Source organism: Anaerobacillus sp. 63XJN7_4_ISO-PGPR-S23-413 (assembly GCF_056173725.1).
Genome location: NZ_CM149688.1, coordinates 4,152,238 through 4,169,687 on the forward strand (window position 1 = coordinate 4,152,238; position 17,450 = coordinate 4,169,687).

At 39.9% G+C, this 17,450-nt stretch carries 18 protein-coding genes; 6 read left to right on the forward strand and 12 right to left on the reverse strand.

The genetic code is table 11. From position 1 onward, the window contains the following. The first annotated feature begins 44 nt into the window (after window positions 1-44). Window positions 45-332: a hypothetical protein gene (locus AC0VYO_RS21455; protein ID WP_194218238.1), complete on the forward strand. Its 288-nt coding sequence runs from the start codon at window positions 45-47 to the stop codon at window positions 330-332. A 62-nt stretch (window positions 333-394) separates the two neighbouring features. Here AC0VYO_RS21455 and AC0VYO_RS21460 read toward each other — a convergent pair whose 3' ends face one another. From AC0VYO_RS21460 to AC0VYO_RS21470, 3 genes are all read right to left on the reverse strand, one after another. Beyond that, window positions 395-1,027 (reverse strand): class D sortase, encoded by a 633-nt coding sequence (locus AC0VYO_RS21460; protein WP_194218237.1) that lies wholly within the window; start codon window positions 1,025-1,027, stop codon window positions 395-397. Between the two features lie 72 nt (window positions 1,028-1,099). Next, complete coding sequence (locus AC0VYO_RS21465) at window positions 1,100-2,008, reverse strand: DUF6612 family protein (RefSeq protein ID WP_475368237.1); 909 nt, start codon at window positions 2,006-2,008, stop codon at window positions 1,100-1,102. Between the two features lie 310 nt (window positions 2,009-2,318). After that, window positions 2,319-3,356, reverse strand: coding sequence for an aldose epimerase family protein (locus tag AC0VYO_RS21470; protein WP_475368238.1), 1,038 nt, complete (start codon window positions 3,354-3,356; stop codon window positions 2,319-2,321). Between the two features lie 365 nt (window positions 3,357-3,721). Here AC0VYO_RS21470 and AC0VYO_RS21475 point away from each other — a divergent pair, with 365 nt between their 5' ends. Genes AC0VYO_RS21475 through AC0VYO_RS21485 form a run of 3 tightly spaced genes read left to right on the forward strand, consistent with a single transcriptional unit; the run spans window position 3,722 to window position 7,501 of the window. After that, window positions 3,722-5,827: a BglG family transcription antiterminator gene (locus tag AC0VYO_RS21475; RefSeq protein WP_475368239.1), complete on the forward strand. Its 2,106-nt coding sequence runs from the start codon at window positions 3,722-3,724 to the stop codon at window positions 5,825-5,827. A gap of 14 nt (window positions 5,828-5,841) precedes the next feature. Then, window positions 5,842-6,117 carry a PTS sugar transporter subunit IIB gene (locus tag AC0VYO_RS21480; RefSeq protein ID WP_160918338.1) on the forward strand — a complete coding sequence of 92 codons (276 nt, stop codon included), beginning with the start codon at window positions 5,842-5,844 and terminating at the stop codon, window positions 6,115-6,117. Window positions 6,118-6,121: 4 nt separating this feature from the next. Further along, window positions 6,122-7,501, forward strand: a complete 1,380-nt coding sequence (locus AC0VYO_RS21485) for a PTS ascorbate transporter subunit IIC (RefSeq protein ID WP_475366230.1) — start codon at window positions 6,122-6,124, stop codon at window positions 7,499-7,501. 42 nt (window positions 7,502-7,543) lie between these two features. Here the strand turns inward: AC0VYO_RS21485 and AC0VYO_RS21490 are convergent, their stop codons facing one another. The 3 genes from AC0VYO_RS21490 to AC0VYO_RS21500 form a co-directional block, all read right to left on the reverse strand. Beyond that, a complete protein-coding gene (locus tag AC0VYO_RS21490) occupies window positions 7,544-7,681 on the reverse strand; it encodes a hypothetical protein (RefSeq protein WP_475366231.1) in 138 nt (45 codons plus the stop codon). Window positions 7,682-7,754: 73 nt separating this feature from the next. Then, the gene (locus tag AC0VYO_RS21495; RefSeq protein WP_194218232.1) at window positions 7,755-7,922 is read right to left on the reverse strand and encodes a hypothetical protein; all 168 of its coding nucleotides are present in this window, start codon (window positions 7,920-7,922) and stop codon (window positions 7,755-7,757) included. A 198-nt stretch (window positions 7,923-8,120) separates the two neighbouring features. Next, entirely contained in the window at window positions 8,121-9,545 is a 1,425-nt protein-coding gene (locus AC0VYO_RS21500; RefSeq protein ID WP_283153259.1) for an aldehyde dehydrogenase family protein, read from the reverse strand. A gap of 200 nt (window positions 9,546-9,745) precedes the next feature. On the opposite strand from AC0VYO_RS21500, the gene AC0VYO_RS21505 reads away from it, so the two are divergent. After that, window positions 9,746-10,468, forward strand: a complete 723-nt coding sequence (locus AC0VYO_RS21505; RefSeq protein ID WP_194218230.1) for a 3-ketoacyl-ACP reductase — start codon at window positions 9,746-9,748, stop codon at window positions 10,466-10,468. 103 nt (window positions 10,469-10,571) lie between these two features. On the opposite strand, the gene AC0VYO_RS21510 is transcribed toward AC0VYO_RS21505, so the two are convergent. The 3 genes from AC0VYO_RS21510 to AC0VYO_RS21520 form a co-directional block, all read right to left on the reverse strand. Further along, the gene (locus AC0VYO_RS21510; RefSeq protein ID WP_475368240.1) at window positions 10,572-11,804 is read right to left on the reverse strand and encodes an SGNH/GDSL hydrolase family protein; all 1,233 of its coding nucleotides are present in this window, start codon (window positions 11,802-11,804) and stop codon (window positions 10,572-10,574) included. 413 nt (window positions 11,805-12,217) lie between these two features. After that, window positions 12,218-13,393: a GNAT family N-acetyltransferase gene (locus tag AC0VYO_RS21515; protein WP_475368241.1), complete on the reverse strand. Its 1,176-nt coding sequence runs from the start codon at window positions 13,391-13,393 to the stop codon at window positions 12,218-12,220. Window positions 13,394-13,408: 15 nt separating this feature from the next. After that, complete coding sequence (locus AC0VYO_RS21520; protein WP_475368242.1) at window positions 13,409-13,990, reverse strand: hypothetical protein; 582 nt, start codon at window positions 13,988-13,990, stop codon at window positions 13,409-13,411. 180 nt (window positions 13,991-14,170) lie between these two features. Here AC0VYO_RS21520 and AC0VYO_RS21525 point away from each other — a divergent pair, with 180 nt between their 5' ends. Next, on the forward strand, window positions 14,171-14,455 hold the full coding sequence (locus tag AC0VYO_RS21525; RefSeq protein ID WP_194218224.1) for a spore morphogenesis/germination protein YwcE: 285 nt from the start codon (window positions 14,171-14,173) through the stop codon (window positions 14,453-14,455). Window positions 14,456-14,548: 93 nt separating this feature from the next. Here AC0VYO_RS21525 and qoxD read toward each other — a convergent pair whose 3' ends face one another. From qoxD to qoxB, 3 genes are read right to left on the reverse strand one after another with little or no spacing between them, the layout of a single operon-like run. After that, a complete protein-coding gene (gene qoxD, locus AC0VYO_RS21530) occupies window positions 14,549-14,875 on the reverse strand; it encodes a cytochrome aa3 quinol oxidase subunit IV (RefSeq protein WP_194218223.1) in 327 nt (108 codons plus the stop codon). A 1-nt stretch (window position 14,876) separates the two neighbouring features. Then, window positions 14,877-15,485 carry a cytochrome aa3 quinol oxidase subunit III gene (gene qoxC / locus AC0VYO_RS21535; protein WP_194218222.1) on the reverse strand — a complete coding sequence of 203 codons (609 nt, stop codon included), beginning with the start codon at window positions 15,483-15,485 and terminating at the stop codon, window positions 14,877-14,879. A gap of 14 nt (window positions 15,486-15,499) precedes the next feature. Beyond that, window positions 15,500-17,443 carry a cytochrome aa3 quinol oxidase subunit I gene (gene qoxB / locus AC0VYO_RS21540; protein WP_194218221.1) on the reverse strand — a complete coding sequence of 648 codons (1,944 nt, stop codon included), beginning with the start codon at window positions 17,441-17,443 and terminating at the stop codon, window positions 15,500-15,502. Between the last annotated feature and the right edge of the window lie 7 nt (window positions 17,444-17,450).

Sequence of the window (17,450 nt, forward strand, 5' to 3'; positions counted from 1 at the left end):
ATAGACTGCTTATTAAAATCTATTAAAATAGCTGGAGGATGAACATGAGTAAATTAGAAGTATTCCCCGTCACCCCTTTCGAAACGTACCTTGAGATGACGCAATACGGAACAGAGGTCCATTTTGAATACGATAAGTACGAGCTCTTATCCGGAACAGTTGAAGATGGAAAGATGTATTTTCTAATTGATTACAACACAGGACTAACGTATGAAGTAGAAGAAAACATTGCGCATACTTTATTACAATTAAATGAATTAGGAAAAGGCGATCATCTTGTCCAGGAGATCAGACCGCGTTTACGACCCTCTACATCCCTTTCCCGCATATAAAAAAGTCCTGCTAGACGGCAGGACTTTTTTATATGCTTCATTCGTTTATCTGGCGGAGTTACCTACATATCCATCACGTTCACTAGTTCAGATTGAATCACATATCGTTCAGGGGCGTGCCCAATGAATTCAAAAGGATAGCACGTCGTTAACGTTAATGTCGCCTCTTCTTTGTCGACAATAACCGTCCTGTCGTCCTCATCAACAACCTTTATTCCGACAACGATGTACTCATATCGTTTTCCATCGAATTCAAAAAAGATTGGATCATCTTTCTGAACATTATTCAAACCAGTGAAAACGGTGTCCCGATGTCCACTTAATACGGTATGGCGGCCCTGATCAGGTGTCGTTGTATACTGACTTACGTACATCCCAACACCTTGACTTAACGTTTCTTCATCTGTTCCCCAATAAGTAGTAAATCCTTTTTCAATTGCAGGGATAATTAATCGACCAACTTCCTCGCCCTTCTCATAAGCATTTATTTCATTACTCATTACCACCGCTTGCTCTTTTGAATGACTACTAGCCGTTTCTATTTCCTGAACTTCGCTTGCTTCTTCGGTATTCCACCTCTCAGTCTCTTCAGCATCTACTTGCTCAACTGCTTGCGTGGACTGCCACCACTCATAGCCATAGAAGGCTGCTATAAATAGACCTGCACACATCAAAACAACATAAACTTTGTTCATTTCTCCACCTCAATTGCTCGTCCTATAGAAAGGGAAAAAACCGCATCATGCTTTGCGGTTCTTCACAATAGATTATTGAGTACGTGTTTTCCTTCTGAAAACCAATAGGCCACCTGCTATTACAGCTAGAGACGCTCCACCTAAGGCAAGCATAGGATTGGCAGTAGCCGTTTCAGGCATTTGTCCGCCCTCCAATGGCTTCGCCGAATCAATCACATTAGCTGGAACGGTAATTTCATCAACACCGTTATAGTTGTCTACCGACATTTCCATCGATTGAGTCATATTCATGCTTTCTCCCTCGATTTCCATATCCATATCAATGTCCATTGATAATTGCTTCATGTAATAAGTCTCTTTATCGATCGTCACTTCATAGTTAAAATCATTAATCGTCATCTGCTCCATAAGTCCTTTCATTGACCCGGAGTCTTCACCTGACATACTCTCTTCAAACATTTTCATAGATGCTTCCATTAACGTCTTGCCGTCGCCCTCATATGTTAAAACGAATCCTTCGCCAGTTTCTTCAACGCTCATCTCTTCACCAAGTTCTTCGGCTTGCGACATCTGGCCTTCCACCATCGTCATGCTTTGAAGCTCTTCTAAACCTTGCGTCAGTTCTTCAGGCATCTTAATCCAGCCCTTTTCAGGATCTTCCTGGTAGAAACCTTCCTCTGTCCAATAAGACTCTAGTGAGACTTCACCTTCCTCAGGCGATTGTGTTGTCACAACCTGATGCATTGCGAAAGGCTTCAGCGTTATGTCCGCTTCAGATTCGCTAGAAATGGACATCGTTTCACCTTTAAGAGGAATCGATTGTTCCATATTTGTTTTTGTAGAATAGCTCTCGATTTCAGTCATTGCTTCATTCGACTGCTTTAGAATGTCCCTCGCACTCATTTCCTTTGCAGAGGTGTGAAACGGGGCACCTACAAAAACAACTGCTGCTAACGATAGTGGGGCTAATTTCTTTAACATCCAAACACTCCAATTCATTTTTTTGGCAAGAGAAGGCTAGGGATCTGACGTTACATTATGTATGGAACTACCTGATGGTTTTCGTAATCACCAGTTTCTTTCACCTATACCTTAATTTCCCAGTTTATATAAATCGAAACATTTTTATATAAAAAACCAAGGAGCCTCCGAATAAAAGGCTTCTTGGTTTTGAGAGACAAACTATAACGAATCAGAAAAGATTCCAATAACATCAAGATAGATCCTATATGAGATACAAATAGTACTTTTAACACCATTGTATATAAAAGGACTTGATGAGGATTTACGGTTACCTAGTTTGAAATTTATAGCGTGTTTTTGATTCATATGGTGTGTTTTCACTTAGCACAACAGACGGAAATTCTGGTTGATTAATAGCATTGGGATGTTTTTGCGTCTCGAGACATACACCTAAATATTTTTTTGAAGGAACCTCTCTTATTTTGAAACCTTCACTTATGCTGTTGCCTGTATATAGCACAACACAAGGCTCGCTCGTAGCAACGGTCAGCTTCCGTCCTGCAGAACTTAATACAATTTCTTGATGATCTTCAAGGATAAAAGGATGGTCATACCCTTCACCTACTAATAAATTCTGCTCATGAGGATTATTCACACCCTCACTCAATTTTTTCCCGTCTCGAAAATCAAAAGACGTTCCCTGTACATTTAATAGCTTTCCAGTAGGTATCATGTCACGGTTTAACTCTAAATAGTAATTGCTTTTCAACTTTAAAGAATGACTCAACACATCTTCCTTCAAATCCCCACTTAAATTAAAATAAGTATGGTTTGTCAAATTCATGATCGTATCTTTGTCAGAAGTAGCACTGTAATGAATCGTTAATTCATCTTGATTGTTTAATGTATAACGTACAACAACTTCTACATTGCCCGGATAACCTTCTTCTCCGTCAGCACTATGATATTTAAATTCAATAGTCCCCTCATCCTGATGATTTTGAATCACTTTGGCATCCCAAATTACGCTATTAAACCCCCTACTGCCTCCATGAATATGGTTGTTAGCATCGTTTTTATGTAATTGAAATTCTTTTCCACCTAATTCAAAGGAACCGCCTTCAATTCTTCCAGCTACTCTCCCAATAACGGCCCCAAAATAATTGGAACAAGTTAGATACTCTTCCAGGGTGTCATAACCCAGTACTATATTTTCAAGTTGTCCATTCTTATTTGGGCTGAGAATACGAGTAATAATGCAACCATAATCAATACAAGAAATTTCAAAACCACTTTTCGTTTGCAACTTAAATAATGTTACATCCTGACCATTTAACGTTCCAAAGTTTTCTTGGGATATGTTCATAAGTATTCCATCTCCTTATAAAGCGAAGTTATAAGACTATTATCTAAAAAGGTTCTAGGAAAATTGGGGGTGGAAAAACCAAAGAGTGAATCGATTCTTTTAATTCTTTGGTTAGTATATCACCTACCTATTTGTTAATCTACTGACTCCATACATATACGGTTCTTTCTAGAATTTGATTCGAATTTCTCTCTTCAAACACGTTCCAATTTCACATCTGTTCACTTTTGCAAATTGACGAAATACAAAAACAACACATTGCAAACCCTTTCATATTAACCCTATCGCCTATATACTTAGCAATATCAAATCATGATTTGTTTCATCCGTATCATTTTGCAATTGTAAGGGAGTTGGAGATCTCCATGTCACTTGATGAAAGAAGCACATTTTTACTAACAAAGCTCGTGAATGCAACAGAGTTAGTTACGGTTGATCATGTCATTGACCAATTAGGAATATCAAAACGAACTGTTCATTATGACCTACAAAAAATTAACGATTGGCTAGATGAGAACAAGCTACCCATTATCCAAACAAAACAAGGAATGGGGTACTGTCTCTCTGAAGAGACCAAACAGACCGTTCCTAAATTGATGAAGGAGCTAAAAGAATGGCAGTACCACTATTCTCAACCGGAACGCATCACCTTAATTGGCGTTGAACTCTTAACAAACGATAAGCCAGTCTTTATGCAGAACTTTATGGAACGTACTCAAGTAAGTCGCGGCACAGTCGCTAAAGATTTAAAGCTTGTTAAAAAAGTTCTGGCCGAGGAAACATTAACTTTACAATTTGAAAGAACAACCGGCTATGTAGTGGAAGGTAAAGAGGAAAACAAGAGGAGAATATTGAGTCGTTTTCTGTCCGAGGTTCTCACCAATGGACAATTAACCGAAATGACGAATTTTCTTTATCCTCTCTTAAAGAACGGTGATGAACACACCTATTCACACCTCATTCCGATGAAGCAAATCATCATGAATGCTGAGCCGATTCTAAAAGTAGAGCTAACGGACGATACGATCCATGTTCTAGCCATTCAGCTTGTCGTTCTTCTTCAACGTTTGAAAGGCGAGCATCGCATCCAGCTCGATCCAGATGAAAAACACGCTGTTTGTTCAACGAGAGAATTTGAAGCAGCAAAGAGCATTGCAAAAGAATTAGAAGTTCAATTCAAACTCTCACTATCAATGGATGAGATAGGTTTTATCACGATGCACCTTCTTGGCTCAAGGGTCAATTATTCTGAAGTAGGCACTGTTGGTAGTCTTGAAAGTAACAAGCTTAGAAAAGTTGTTAGAGAGATCGTTAATGAATTTCAAGTTTACGCTTGTGTCTTATTCGAACAGCGCAATGAACTAGAGGAAGCTCTTTTTCTTCACCTTAAACCAACGTACTATCGATTGAAATATCATGTTCCAATTACAAACGAACTAACAGAGTCGGTACAACAGGAATATCCAGATGTCTTTTCCATTACGAAACGTGCCGTTTGGCCGATCGAATTGATGATGTCTCAAAAGCTACCAGATGATGAGCTCGCTTATCTAGCGATGCACTTTGGAGCATGGATGCAGAAGGAAGAGCTTCCGGAAGTGACGTTCGGAAAAGCGATTATCGTTTGTGAAAAAGGAATTGGTACATCAAATATTTTAAGAGGACAGCTTGAAAAGCTTCTCACAAATGTGGAAGTCATCGGGACAGTATCAAGAAGACAATTCATACAAAACCACTACGACGTGGATTATGTCTTCTCAACATCACCATTGGAACATGACACGTTACCTGTCTTAACGGTGAATCCCATTTTGACACAGCAGGGAAAAGAGAAAATCCTTCATTGGATGGAGGAAGTACAAACAACTTCTCATGAAGAAACTGACTTGAACCCAGATGTGATCGTTGAAATCATGAAGAAACATGGCACGATTACGAATGAGAAAGAACTAAGAAATGAATTACATCAGTTATTTGCTCCATCACCAACCAGCTTATCAATAGAAAGGTTTGAACGACCTATGTTAAATGACTTACTACATGAAGAAACCATTCAATTTGCTACGCAGACAGCAGATTGGAAAGAAGCGATCAAGACAGCAGCTCTGCCGCTCCTTGCGACAGAGCAAATCACCTCTTCTTATATCGATGCCATGATCAAAAATGTAGAAGATTTGGGGCCTTATGTAGTCATCGCTCCAGGAATCGCTATTCCTCATGCCCGTCCAGAAGAAGGTGTGAATACGGTTGGTATGAGCTTGCTTCGATTAGATCAAGAGGTTCCCTTTTCATCTAAAGAAAAGCATCAGGTAAAGTTGTTAATCGTACTCGCTGCAGTAGATAACGAAACGCACCTAAAAGCTCTTGCTCAACTTTCGGAGCTGCTGTCAGAAGAAGAAAACCTAGAAATGATTTATGGTGCAGAGGAAAAAGAAGAAATTATTAAACTCGTATCAAAATACTCAAACTAAGGGAGAGAATAAAAATGAAAAAAATTCTTGTTGTATGTGGTAATGGACTAGGAAGCAGCTTTATCGTAGAAATGAACGTGAAAAGTATTCTAAACGAGCTTGGAATTGAAGCTGAGGTTGATCATACAGATCTTACAACTAGTAAATCTGAAAACGCCGATTACTTCTTAGGCTCAACAGAGATTGTTGAAAATCTAGAAGACGGCAAGCGAAATGTCATTAAGCTAAATAATTTGATGGATAAAAAGGAACTAAGGACGGCGATTGAAGCAAATTTGAAAGGGGCATAACATCATGGTCGATCTTATAATGAAAGATATTCTAGGAACACCGGCGATTCTTGTAGGGTTATTTGCCCTTATTGGTCTCCTTCTTCAAAAGAAAGATGTCGCAAATGTTATATCAGGTACATTAAAAACGATCATGGGATTTGTCATTCTAGGGGCAGGCGCTGGCGTGCTTGTCGCCTCCCTTGATAACTTTAGTAGTATGTTTGATCACGCTTTTGAAATTCAAGGAATCATTCCGAATAATGAAGCGATTGTAGCATTAGCACAGGATGCGTTCGGCGCAGAAACAGCGATGATTATGCTTTTCGGAATGGTAGCAAACATTCTTCTAGCACGCATTACCCCTTTTAAATATATCTTCTTAACTGGTCATCACACCATGTTCATGGCATGTCTGATTGCTGTTATTCTTTCAACTGGTGGCTTTAGCGGCGTAACAATGATCGTCACTGGTTCAATTATTCTTGGTTCTCTGATGGTCCTCTTACCTGCCTTACTGCAACCTTACACAAGAAAAATTACAGGTAGCGATGATTTCGCGATCGGCCACTTTGGCTCATTCGGTTATCTAATCGCAGCTGCTGTCGGAAAAGCAGTTGGTAAAAACTCTAAATCTACTGAGGAAATTAAAGTACCTAAGTCTTTTAATTTCTTGCGAGACACATCTGTATCCGTTTCTCTTACGATGGCGATTCTCTTCTTCGTAGTCGCTCTTTTCACAGGGCCTGCGTTCATCGAATCCGAGCTAAGCGGTGGAACAAACTTCTTAGTCTTCTCATTTATGCAAGCGTTAACGTTTGCAGCTGGAGTGTACATCATTTTAGCGGGTGTAAGAATGCTCCTATCTGAGATTGTGCCAGCCTTTAAAGGAATTGCAGATAAAATCGTACCAAATGCGATTCCAGCACTTGATGCTCCATCTGTGTTCCCATTCGCAAACAATGCGGTCATCATCGGTTTCTTCTTTAGCTTTGTCGCAGGACTTCTCAGCATGTTCCTTCTACCGATCTTAGGTCTAAAAGTGATTGTCCCAGGTCTTGTGCCTCACTTCTTTACCGGTGCCGCAGCTGGCGTATTCGGTAATGCGACTGGCGGGCGTAAAGGAGCAGTATTTGGCTCGATGGCTAATGGTGTAATCATCAGTTTCTTACCAGCACTACTTCTGCCAGTGCTTGGTTCACTTGGATTTCAAGGAACGACGTTCGGAGATTCAGATTTCGGTGTAGTTGGACTCCTTCTCGGTGGCTTGATTGAACTGCTATCTTCTAACGTTCTATTCCTTGTGATCGTTGCTGCGATACTAATTGCTGTATTTGTAGGGACTGGCTTAATTAAACGTTCTTCAGCGAAGAATAATTTAGAAGAAAAACATGAAGCTATGTAGATGATTGAAAGAGACCATCCCTAATTAAAGGGATGGTCTCTTTCATACTACGCCAAATACTTTTCCGCAGTTACCATATAAACTAGCTGATCCTAGCCATTGGAAATACATTCTCTCTAACGTTGAAAAATCAGCCATTCCAATTTGCGTGCCAAAGATTAAACTCTTTCTAATGGACATCTCTAACTCTTGGATTAATAAAAACTTAGCACCTTTATAGTCGATTCCATTTAAAAGAATAGTTTACAGACTATTACATCTTTTCCCGATCAAGCTTACGATTAATTTCATGAAGCAAATAAAGCCCTCGGAGCAAGCAACCTACGATAATACCAAATCCAATGATGAGTCCGATCTCATTCAATGGCAACAATATAAGTCCAACTACGCTGCTCGCTACGATAAGAAAAAAGAGAAACATCTCGCACCTCCTAAATTCATACAAAACTAATTTATCATTTCTTACGTCTAACATGGAGTTGTGAGCAAAATTAAAAGGTTTTGTTGTTTCTTTACAGACCTTAATAAGTGATTTCCGCTACTTTTAACTACAACCCTACTAAAAAAAGAGCAGCTGCCATTATGGCAACTGCTCTCTTTCATAATTTATCAAATTCACTTAAGAAGGGAATCCTAGTACGGCTTTCGTTTCAAGGTACTCTTCAATTCCGAAGTCTCCCCACTCGCGTCCGATACCGGATTGCTTGTAACCACCAAATGGTGCTGCAAAGTCCATATCTGCATTGTTCACTTTAATTCGTCCAGCACGGATGCTTGTTGCAACTTTGCGAAGCGTTTCTTTATCTTCACCAAAGACATAACCTGCCAGGCCATATACAACGTCATTTGCAATTTCGATCGCTTCATCAATTGTTTCATATGTGATGATCGACATAACTGGTCCAAAGATCTCTTCTTGCGCAATGACCATGTCATTCTTCACGTCTGTAAAGATAGTTGGTTGTGCGTAATAGCCCTTTTCAAGACCTTCTGGCTTACCAGTTCCACCTGCGATGAGTGTCGCGCCTTCGTCAATTCCTTTTTGAATATAAGACTGCACGGTATTCCACTGCTTTTCAGAAACAAGTGGTCCTACATAGTTATTTCCATTCGGATCGCCAACTGGGAATTCAGGAAGAACATTTTTTACCGCTTCTTCAAATTCTTCTTTTCTAGAAGCAGGAACAATCATTCTAGTCCCAGCTGAACATACTTGACCAGAGTTTGTTGCAATGTGGCTTACAGCAGCTTTAGCAGCTTTTGTAATGTCTGCATCTTCAAGCATGACAAATGGAGATTTACCTCCAAGTTCAAGTGCCACTGTCTTGATTGTTTCTGCTGCGTTTTTCATTACTTTTTCACCAACGCCTGCTGATCCTGTAAACGAAACAAAATCGATATCAGGATGTGAGCTAATGCCGTCACCGATCGTTTCGCCTGTACCGTTCACAAGGTTAAATACGCCTTTAGGTACACCAACTTTATCAAAGATTTCTGTTAAGATAATTGCTGCAAATGGTGTGATTTCAGCTGGTTTTAAGACAACTGGACTACCTGCTGCAAATGCACTCGCAATCTTAGTAGACGATTGGTTTGTCGGGAAGTTCCAAGGTGTAATAAGGCCACTTACACCAACTGCTTCTTTAAAGATCGTATGATCGCCACGATCTTCTGAGAAAGAATACTCTTTCAGTGCTTTCGCTGCTTCAGAGAAGTGTTGATAGCCCATGTTGTAATGAACTTTCTCTGAAATGGATCGAGGAGAACCAAGTTCTTGTGTAATCACGTCAATGATTTCTTCTTTACGGTTCGCGTATTCTGCCGCAATATCTTCGAGCATTTTCACACGTTCTTCTCGACTTGTTTGAGAGAAAGAAGGGAATGCCGCACGAGCTGCTTTAACTGCTTTATCCAAATCTTCTTTCGTTCCCAAACTAATCTTGCCGATGACTTCTTCTGTCGCTGGATTGATTACGTCATGTGTTTCTGAACCTGTAGATTCAACCCATTCGCCGTTAATGTAATGTTTTAATTGGTTACGCATGATGTAAAAACTCCTTTTTATGTTTAATCGATTTATATCATTTAGCTTATCTTTGCTTCCACAGTAACTGTAACCGTTAAGGACTATAGTTAAACATACGAATGCTTTTATGAAGTTTAGTAAGCGATTGCTTATTTTTGAATTCTGGGTATGCTAGCTTTAGACTATTAGATAGAGACGTGAAGAAAGGATGATCAATAATGGGACAATCCATTAAAGGTAAAATCGCTTATATTACTGGGGCAAGTAGCGGTATCGGACGTGCGACGGCTCTTCAGCTTGCAAGTGAAGGGGTTCATGTTGGCTTGATTGCCAGAACAGAAAGCAAGCTAAAAGAAGTCGCTGCGGAAGCAGAATCTTACGGTATTAAAGCCGTTGTTGCTCCTGCTAACATTGCAGAGATTGAGGAAGTTAATAAAGCCGTTGATCACTTAAAAAACGACCTCGGCTCGGCAGATATTTTGATCAATAATGCTGGTATGGGGCGATATGGCTCATTCTTAGAAATGGCGCCCGATGACTGGAAGGAAACTCTCGAAGTAAATGTTTACGGGACGTATCATGTAACGCGGGCTGTTCTTCCACAAATGATCGATAAAGATAGCGGTGATATTATCACAATCTCGTCAAGTAGCGGCCTAAAAGGAACAGCTGGTTCAACATCTTATAGTGCTTCTAAGTTTGCCATCCAGGGCATGACCGAAGCCCTCATGCAAGAAGTTCGCCGAAATAATATTCGCGTCTTCACACTAAATCCAAGCCTTGTTGCTACTGAACTCGTCTTCGGCGACAAGCTCGACGAACAGGATAAGGAAAAGTATATGCAACCTGAAGATCTCGCTGAATATATGGTTGGCCAGTTGAAATTGCACCCTCGCATTTTCATCAAGCAGTCATTGCAGTGGGCGACAAATCCGTTTTAAATCATAAAAAACAAATACACAAACAAACCAGGGGCCTCATTGCAATGAGGCCCCTGGTTTGTTTAAAACGCTTTCCTACATAATAATTAAACGTTGCCTTCCCTCATTCAAGCATCGATAAATCAACCGTATCTGCCATCTTCTCGTACCCTTCATCATTTGGGTGCAAATGATCTCCAGAATCGTACTTCGAGAGATATTTCGCAGGATCGTTAGGATCTCTCAATGCTTTATCAAAATCAATTACATCATCGAAGGCTCCGCTTGTCCGGATCCATTCGTTAACTTCCTGACGTGTTTTCTCCCCTTCTTCTGTATACATATCGGAATCTTTATATGGTGTTAACGTCCCTCCATAAATATCAAGACCCTTTTCATGAGTTGCTTTAATAATTGCTTTCATTCGATCAATGATTTTCTCTGAATCATATTCAGGATAGTGTCTTAAATCATTTATACCTTCGTGCAATAGAACCGCTTTTATCCCTTCCTGGCTTAAAACATCTCGATCTAATCTAGCTAATGCGTTCTCGCCTTTTCCTTCTTCGCTATTAATTAAATGATTCGCAGATACCCCTGCATTCAAGACAGACATGTTCACTTGAGCTTCTTCTTCATTCATTCGATTGGCAAGATAGTCTGGCCATCTGTTATTCGCATTCATAGTTGAATAATTGCCATTCGCTATTGAACTCCCCATTATGACGAGTGCACCATCTACTGAATTATTTGAAACCACCTCTAATCGATCTAGCCAGAACCAGGCTTCTTCTTTTGAAGTGTATGATGTACCTTCCGCATCCCCAGCATGATTCCCTTCCTCCGACATGTACACCGTTTGGTTTGAACGCTGATGCCATGTTGTAGGTCCAGTCTCACCATCTACTGATAAACTGACAGCAAGATTCTGATCCGCACCAACAGGGAATTCAATCGAATCGCTATACTGCTTTTCACCTGGAGGAATTGTAACGGATTTCTCTCCGTTAAACGTGATAACTTGATCTGTCTCGCCGTCTACGCTCGCACCTTCTTTGGAGACAGCAACCCTTACTTCTTTCATAGATAAAGGTAATGAACCAAATTCATTAGATAGTCGAATACGCATTTGATCTCCATCCATATGGGGACGAAGTATTAAGCGGATTGTTTGATCCTTAAAACCTTCATGCGAGTTTCCATCCTGAGCAGGCGCCTGCATGCTTGCTGTCCAAGATCCGACCCACTCACTCTCTTCTGATGCACTATTATTTGATGAAGGCCATCCTTTTGCACTTACCAAACTGATTGATCCAATGAGTGCAATGATGATAAAGCCAATTCCTATTCGTGTCATTGTTTTCTCGCCTCTCATGTTGTTTTCTATTGAACTTGTGACTTCCAAAGCGCTTCCGATAAAAAAGCCTTCGCATATTTCCAATAATCTCAGTTGGTCGACCACTCTTTGTTTCCTATTCTTAATTAAGAAGCATACCCTTATTCCTATAGAATGAAGCCGCTTGAGCTTTAACGTAAAAAACATGCAAACAAACTGATATATAGATTACGAACAGTTAAAACGGAATAAGATGATAAGATTCGCACATTATCAATTTAAAAATCCGGTCCATAGGAAGATCAACAAAAAAATCCCCTCTTTCATTATTTGAAAGAGGGGATTTTTTAATGAAAAACGGTTCAATTAAACAAAAGCGATTATTAATTCATTTACCTCAACAATTGAGAAAGCAGCAGGCCAAGGTGGACTTATTAGAAGAAATCCATAAAATTCGTTTCTCTGTTCGGTATTGTTTTTTGCAGAATGGCTACTTCCTTCTCTGATCCTTGCAGTAAACCTGCTTCATAAAGCAATTCCGGCATCTGATAGCCAGTTAGAAGGGCTGTCAACGTATTAATATTACATCGTAGTCCACGTTTAGGTGGATGCGTACAAGCGGCATTTTCTTTATCTCCCTTGTACACATTAACTCCCTCCGCGCTAATATGATAGCTCCCATTATTCCATTGTGCATGTTCATCTGTAATATGTAGAAAGAATGATTCATTCTTATCTAACTTGAATGGATACTGTTTTAGAAAGTTCTCTACGTCTACGATTCGTGCCATGAAATAGGCTTCAACTATTGTTTTCACTTTAGGATTATTTAGCAAGAAAGGAAGTTGATCGGCTACATTCGTCAGAAGTGTTCCATCATCAATCATGGAATCATGCTGACAGATATAATTCCAAAGCCCTCGTCTCGCCTCACCATCCAAACAAACCAATTCCTCTACCTCAATCGAACGATCTTTTACTTGATAGTACACATATCCTGTTAATCTGCCTTCTTCGTTTCGATATCCCGCAAACTGAAATCCTTCTGAATATACCCGTTCCCGCCACCAGCTTTCCGTTCGAACAAGCATGCCATTAAATCGATTAGCAAATTCTTCATATACTGGATTAAGCGTTTCGTAAACGTGTTCTAGTGCAATTCGTCGAACTTTACCATTTACACGTGGTAACAGTTTGAAATCTTCCTTCTTAAAATTTAACTTTTTCCAGTCATTCAGAACTTCAAAACCAAACTTACGGTAAAAGGGAATTTGGAAAGGATGGAGAAAAGAGATTGTTTGTCCTCTATTCTTCATTTCCAATAGGGCGTTTTGTAGTAAACGTGCTACTCTCCCACCTCTTCTATGCTCAGGGTATGTTGCAACCGACGCAATACCGCCCATAGCGAACTTTTTCCCAGCAATCCATGTTTCAAAATCAATTAAATGAAGCTTAGCGGCAAGCTCGTCGCCTTCAAAATCTCCCCATATTTCATGTTGACTATAGCCCCTAATTTTTTCTTCTAAATCTTTATCAGGAACTTTATATTGAAAAGCATATTCTGAAAGTCGTACGGCATCAATTACTTCGCTTTTTTCTAATCTTCGCATGTTAAGCCTCCTATTTTAATGTTTTCCTTTTATTACAATCATGAGTGGACCAATAATCGGTAGAACACCATGTATTCCTGACACATGGTCGCGTTCACGTAAAGCCAGAATAGAGAGTCCTGTTAAAACTAGAAAATCGATCGTCATCACATGAACAAAATTCGATTCTAGAAAAGCTTTTTGATAAATAGAAGCATCTCCAGCCACTAGTCCGTAAATCATTAAACCAAGAGCTATCATAATAAGGACAAGGGAAAGACCACGAGATTGAAGTAATATCCTCAACTTATCTGGCGTTCGATTGGGGGCATCCTTCTTCTTATTTAAAATAAAATATGGCATTAAGCTAAATGCCCCAGCTACAAATGAACCAAGTACAAATGGCCATGCTGGTATTGAACCACGGTCGCTCCGTAACAGCAATACAGCAAAAACAGCAGGAAATACTCCGAGTAGTGAAAACATGGCAAGCAAACTGGGATCGGGTTGATTCATCGTTAATAATTCAGAAAGATAAGGACCATTTCCTTCTGGCGCTAGAAAAACTGAATACAGTATAAACCCAAGCCATATGATAAGTAAGATGAATCTCTTCATCATGCACCTTCTTTCCTCTTTATCTTTCTAAATCATAAAGTTATCCTGAAAAAATCTCAAATATGTGTAGAATTTTCGAACAATTGTGGTATACTAATTGTAACAAAACATTCACAAATTATTCTTTATTTCGACATAAGTTTAGTTTGTAAGCGGTATCATAAAAAGGAGTTGTTAACTATGGATGTCTATATGGTCTATCTTTTCGTTATCACGGCTACACCGTTGTTTCTGTGGCAGGATTATAAGAAGCTTGCTTTCTTACACACACCGTTTATTGTGGCAATCTGGGCGCTACTTATTTTCTACATTGGTGGCGGTATGACTCCAGTAGCACATACACTCTTTATTACTCTTTTCGCGATTAATGTTCTTTTCGCTCATTTAGCGGCTTATCTCATCTTTGCTCGCCCATTCCTTAAGGAACGTTCACTTGCAAAGAAAATGTCACAAATAGAAGACTAAATTTTCAACAGTACTGTGGAGATTCATAAATCTCTACAAAATTTCAATTTAAAAAAAGCTGTTCACCTCTTGAGGTGAACAGCTTTTTTTGAATCACATATTCATATTGTGCATGCCGAATGACATAACCCAGATTGTACCGGCAACGACTGCAACCGCAATGAAAACTGCGTAAAGAATCGTTCCGACCTGAATTCGGCTACTATCACTCTCAGTAATATGCATAAACATTAAGAGCTGAATCGCTGCCTGAATCAATGCCAGGATGACAACAATAATCATAATCGTTCTAAAACTAAAGTCTGAAGCGAATCCGACCCATAAAGCAAGTAGTGTTAAAACGATCGATAGACCGAAACCAACTAAGTGGCTCCATGGGAAGTGGCTATGACTATTTGTCTGCTCGTTGTTTGAGGCCATCTTACATCACCATCCCATACAAGTAGACTGCTGTGAAGATAAAGATCCACACAACGTCAAGGAAGTGCCAGTATAAACTTGAAATAAAGACCTTCCTTGTTGTGTCAGGTGTTAATCCGCGTTGCTTCAATTGAATCAAAATAAGTGAAATCCATGCAATACCCATTGTTACGTGGGCACCGTGCGTTCCGACTAATACAAAGAAGCCAGACCAATAGGCACTAGTTGTTAGTGCAGCACCTTCATGAATGTAATGAACAAATTCATAAATTTCAAACCCTAGGAATCCTAAACCTAATGCGAGTGTAATACCTAACCAGAGAAACAATCCTTTAAGAGAATGATTTCTCATATAGTGAATAGCAAGTCCACATGTGAAACTACTTGTTAGTAGCAAAAATGTTTCAATTAACACACCACTAATTTCAAAAAGCTCTTCTGGTCCTGGACCGCCAGCTGTACGACCAACTAATACTAGATAAGTGGCAAACAGCGTTGAGAACAAAGCGATTTCGGCACCGAGGAAAATCCAGAAGCCTAGAATATTCAGTCGGCCAGTTTCCGACTGATATTCTAAAGGCGTGTTAGGAGAATATTCGACTGATTCCATGCTTCACGCCTCCTTTATAAAGTAGTTTTTTTCTCATCTTCTTCTATTTCTTCTACGCTAACGTAGAAACCTTTATCATAATCAAATGAACGGATCACCATTGTTGCAAGGACACCAATTAGCCCAAGAATAGACATCCAAGTCCAAGAGAATACCATACCAAATCCTGCAATAAAGAAGAATACACTCATCACAATCGGCACGCCAGAGTAACTAGGCATATGAATTGGTTTATAAGGTTTCTTCTCAGGTGTTTTCCCTTGTTTCTTCTCTTCTTTCATAATCCAGAATGCATCATGTCCTTTCGCTTCAGGAAGATGAGCGAAGTTATAATGCGGTACTGGAGCTGGTGTTGACCATTCAAGTGTTCTAGCATCCCAAGGGTCACCAGTTGTTTCACGTGGAGAGTAACGGAAGCTATAGTAGATGTTATAAACAAGAATCAAGAATCCGATTCCCATTAGCATACCACCGAACGTAGCAAGTACGTTCAAGCTCATCCATCCGTCTCCAATTCCATAAGTGTAAATACGACGAGGCATTCCTGCAAGACCTAGGAAATACATCGGGAAGAAACATAAGTTAAATCCTGCAACGAAAATCCAGAAACTCCATTTACCAAGACGCTCGTTCAAACGGTGATTGAACATTTTTGGATACCAGAAGTATAGACCTGCGAAACAAGCATACACAGTACCCGAGATGAGCACGTAGTGGAAGTGAGCAACTAGGAAGTACGTATTGTGGTACTGATAGTCAGCAGCTGCCATCGCTAGCATAACACCTGTTACCCCACCGATAACGAAGTTCGGGATAAAGGCAAGCGACCAAAGCATCGCTGTCGTAAATCGTATTCGCCCTTTGTACAGAGTGAATAGCCAGTTAAAGATCTTCACACCTGTCGGAACGGCGATTAACATCGTAGTGATGGAGAAGAATGAGTTAACTGCTCCACCTGCTCCCATCGTAAAGAAGTGGTGAACCCATACTAGGAAGCTTAGTCCGGCAATAACGACCATGGAATAAACCATTGCTTTATAACCGAAAAGTGTCTTACGTGCAAATGTACTAATAATTTCTGAGAACATACCAAACGCCGGAAGAATAACAATGTACACTTCAGGGTGGCCCCAAATCCAGAAGAGGTTTGCCCAAAGCATTGGCATACCGCCATCCATCATTGTAAAGAAGTGACTTCCAAACAGACGATCAAACGTCATAAGTGCAAGTGCCACGGTAAGAACCGGGAATGCAAAGATGATGATAACCATCGTAATTAATGAAGACCATGTAAACATAGGCATTTGCATAAGCTTCATAGATGGTACTCTCATTTTCAAAATCGTAACGAGGAAGTTAATACCCGTTAATAATGTACCGATACCTGCAATTTGTAAGCCGAGTAAGTAATAGTTCTGCCCTACTCCTGGGCTTAGTTCGAGACCAGCTAATGGAACATAACTTGTCCAACCAGCAGATGGAGATCCACCAATAACAAATGAAATGTTAAAGAGCATAGCCCCCATGAAGAAAGTCCAGAAACTTACTGCGTTTAAAAACGGATAAGCAACGTCTCGTGCACCAATTTGTAATGGTACAACAACGTTTATTAAACCAATTAAGAACGGCATAGCCATGAAAATAATCATGATTGTTCCGTGCGTTGTAAATATTTCATTATAGTGGTTCGCATCCAAAAAGCTTGAATCTGGAACCGTTAATTGCGCCCTCATGAGCATGGCATCTACACCACCGCGGAAAAGCATAAGAACTGCTGCGATGATATACATGATACCGAGTTTTTTATGGTCAACAGTGGTTAGCCATTCCGTCCATAACCATTTCCACTTTTTGAAATACGTTAAGGCGAAGATTGCGCCAATCAATGTTAGTGCAATTGATACATCCGCCCCATAGATCAGCGGATCCCCGGTGACAAAAAATTCATCCAATTTCATGGTGTCT

Bases quoted from the DNA above. Each gene is read 5' to 3' on its own strand.
- AC0VYO_RS21455 (WP_194218238.1), top strand. From the start codon at position 45: ATGAGTAAATTAGAAGTATTCCCCGTCACCCCTTTCGAAACGTACCTT.
- AC0VYO_RS21460 (WP_194218237.1), bottom strand. From the start codon at position 1,027: ATGAACAAAGTTTATGTTGTTTTGATGTGTGCAGGTCTATTTATAGCA.
- AC0VYO_RS21465 (WP_475368237.1), bottom strand. From the start codon at position 2,008: ATGTTAAAGAAATTAGCCCCACTATCGTTAGCAGCAGTTGTTTTTGTA.
- AC0VYO_RS21470 (WP_475368238.1), bottom strand. From the start codon at position 3,356: ATGAACATATCCCAAGAAAACTTTGGAACGTTAAATGGTCAGGATGTA.
- AC0VYO_RS21475 (WP_475368239.1), top strand. From the start codon at position 3,722: ATGTCACTTGATGAAAGAAGCACATTTTTACTAACAAAGCTCGTGAAT.
- AC0VYO_RS21480 (WP_160918338.1), top strand. From the start codon at position 5,842: ATGAAAAAAATTCTTGTTGTATGTGGTAATGGACTAGGAAGCAGCTTT.
- AC0VYO_RS21485 (WP_475366230.1), top strand. From the start codon at position 6,122: ATGGTCGATCTTATAATGAAAGATATTCTAGGAACACCGGCGATTCTT.
- AC0VYO_RS21490 (WP_475366231.1), bottom strand. From the start codon at position 7,681: ATGTCCATTAGAAAGAGTTTAATCTTTGGCACGCAAATTGGAATGGCT.
- AC0VYO_RS21495 (WP_194218232.1), bottom strand. From the start codon at position 7,922: ATGTTTCTCTTTTTTCTTATCGTAGCGAGCAGCGTAGTTGGACTTATA.
- AC0VYO_RS21500 (WP_283153259.1), bottom strand. From the start codon at position 9,545: ATGCGTAACCAATTAAAACATTACATTAACGGCGAATGGGTTGAATCT.
- AC0VYO_RS21505 (WP_194218230.1), top strand. From the start codon at position 9,746: ATGGGACAATCCATTAAAGGTAAAATCGCTTATATTACTGGGGCAAGT.
- AC0VYO_RS21510 (WP_475368240.1), bottom strand. From the start codon at position 11,804: ATGACACGAATAGGAATTGGCTTTATCATCATTGCACTCATTGGATCA.
- AC0VYO_RS21515 (WP_475368241.1), bottom strand. From the start codon at position 13,393: ATGCGAAGATTAGAAAAAAGCGAAGTAATTGATGCCGTACGACTTTCA.
- AC0VYO_RS21520 (WP_475368242.1), bottom strand. From the start codon at position 13,990: ATGAAGAGATTCATCTTACTTATCATATGGCTTGGGTTTATACTGTAT.
- AC0VYO_RS21525 (WP_194218224.1), top strand. From the start codon at position 14,171: ATGGATGTCTATATGGTCTATCTTTTCGTTATCACGGCTACACCGTTG.
- qoxD (WP_194218223.1), bottom strand. From the start codon at position 14,875: ATGGCCTCAAACAACGAGCAGACAAATAGTCATAGCCACTTCCCATGG.
- qoxC (WP_194218222.1), bottom strand. From the start codon at position 15,485: ATGGAATCAGTCGAATATTCTCCTAACACGCCTTTAGAATATCAGTCG.
- qoxB (WP_194218221.1), bottom strand. From the start codon at position 17,443: ATGAAATTGGATGAATTTTTTGTCACCGGGGATCCGCTGATCTATGGG.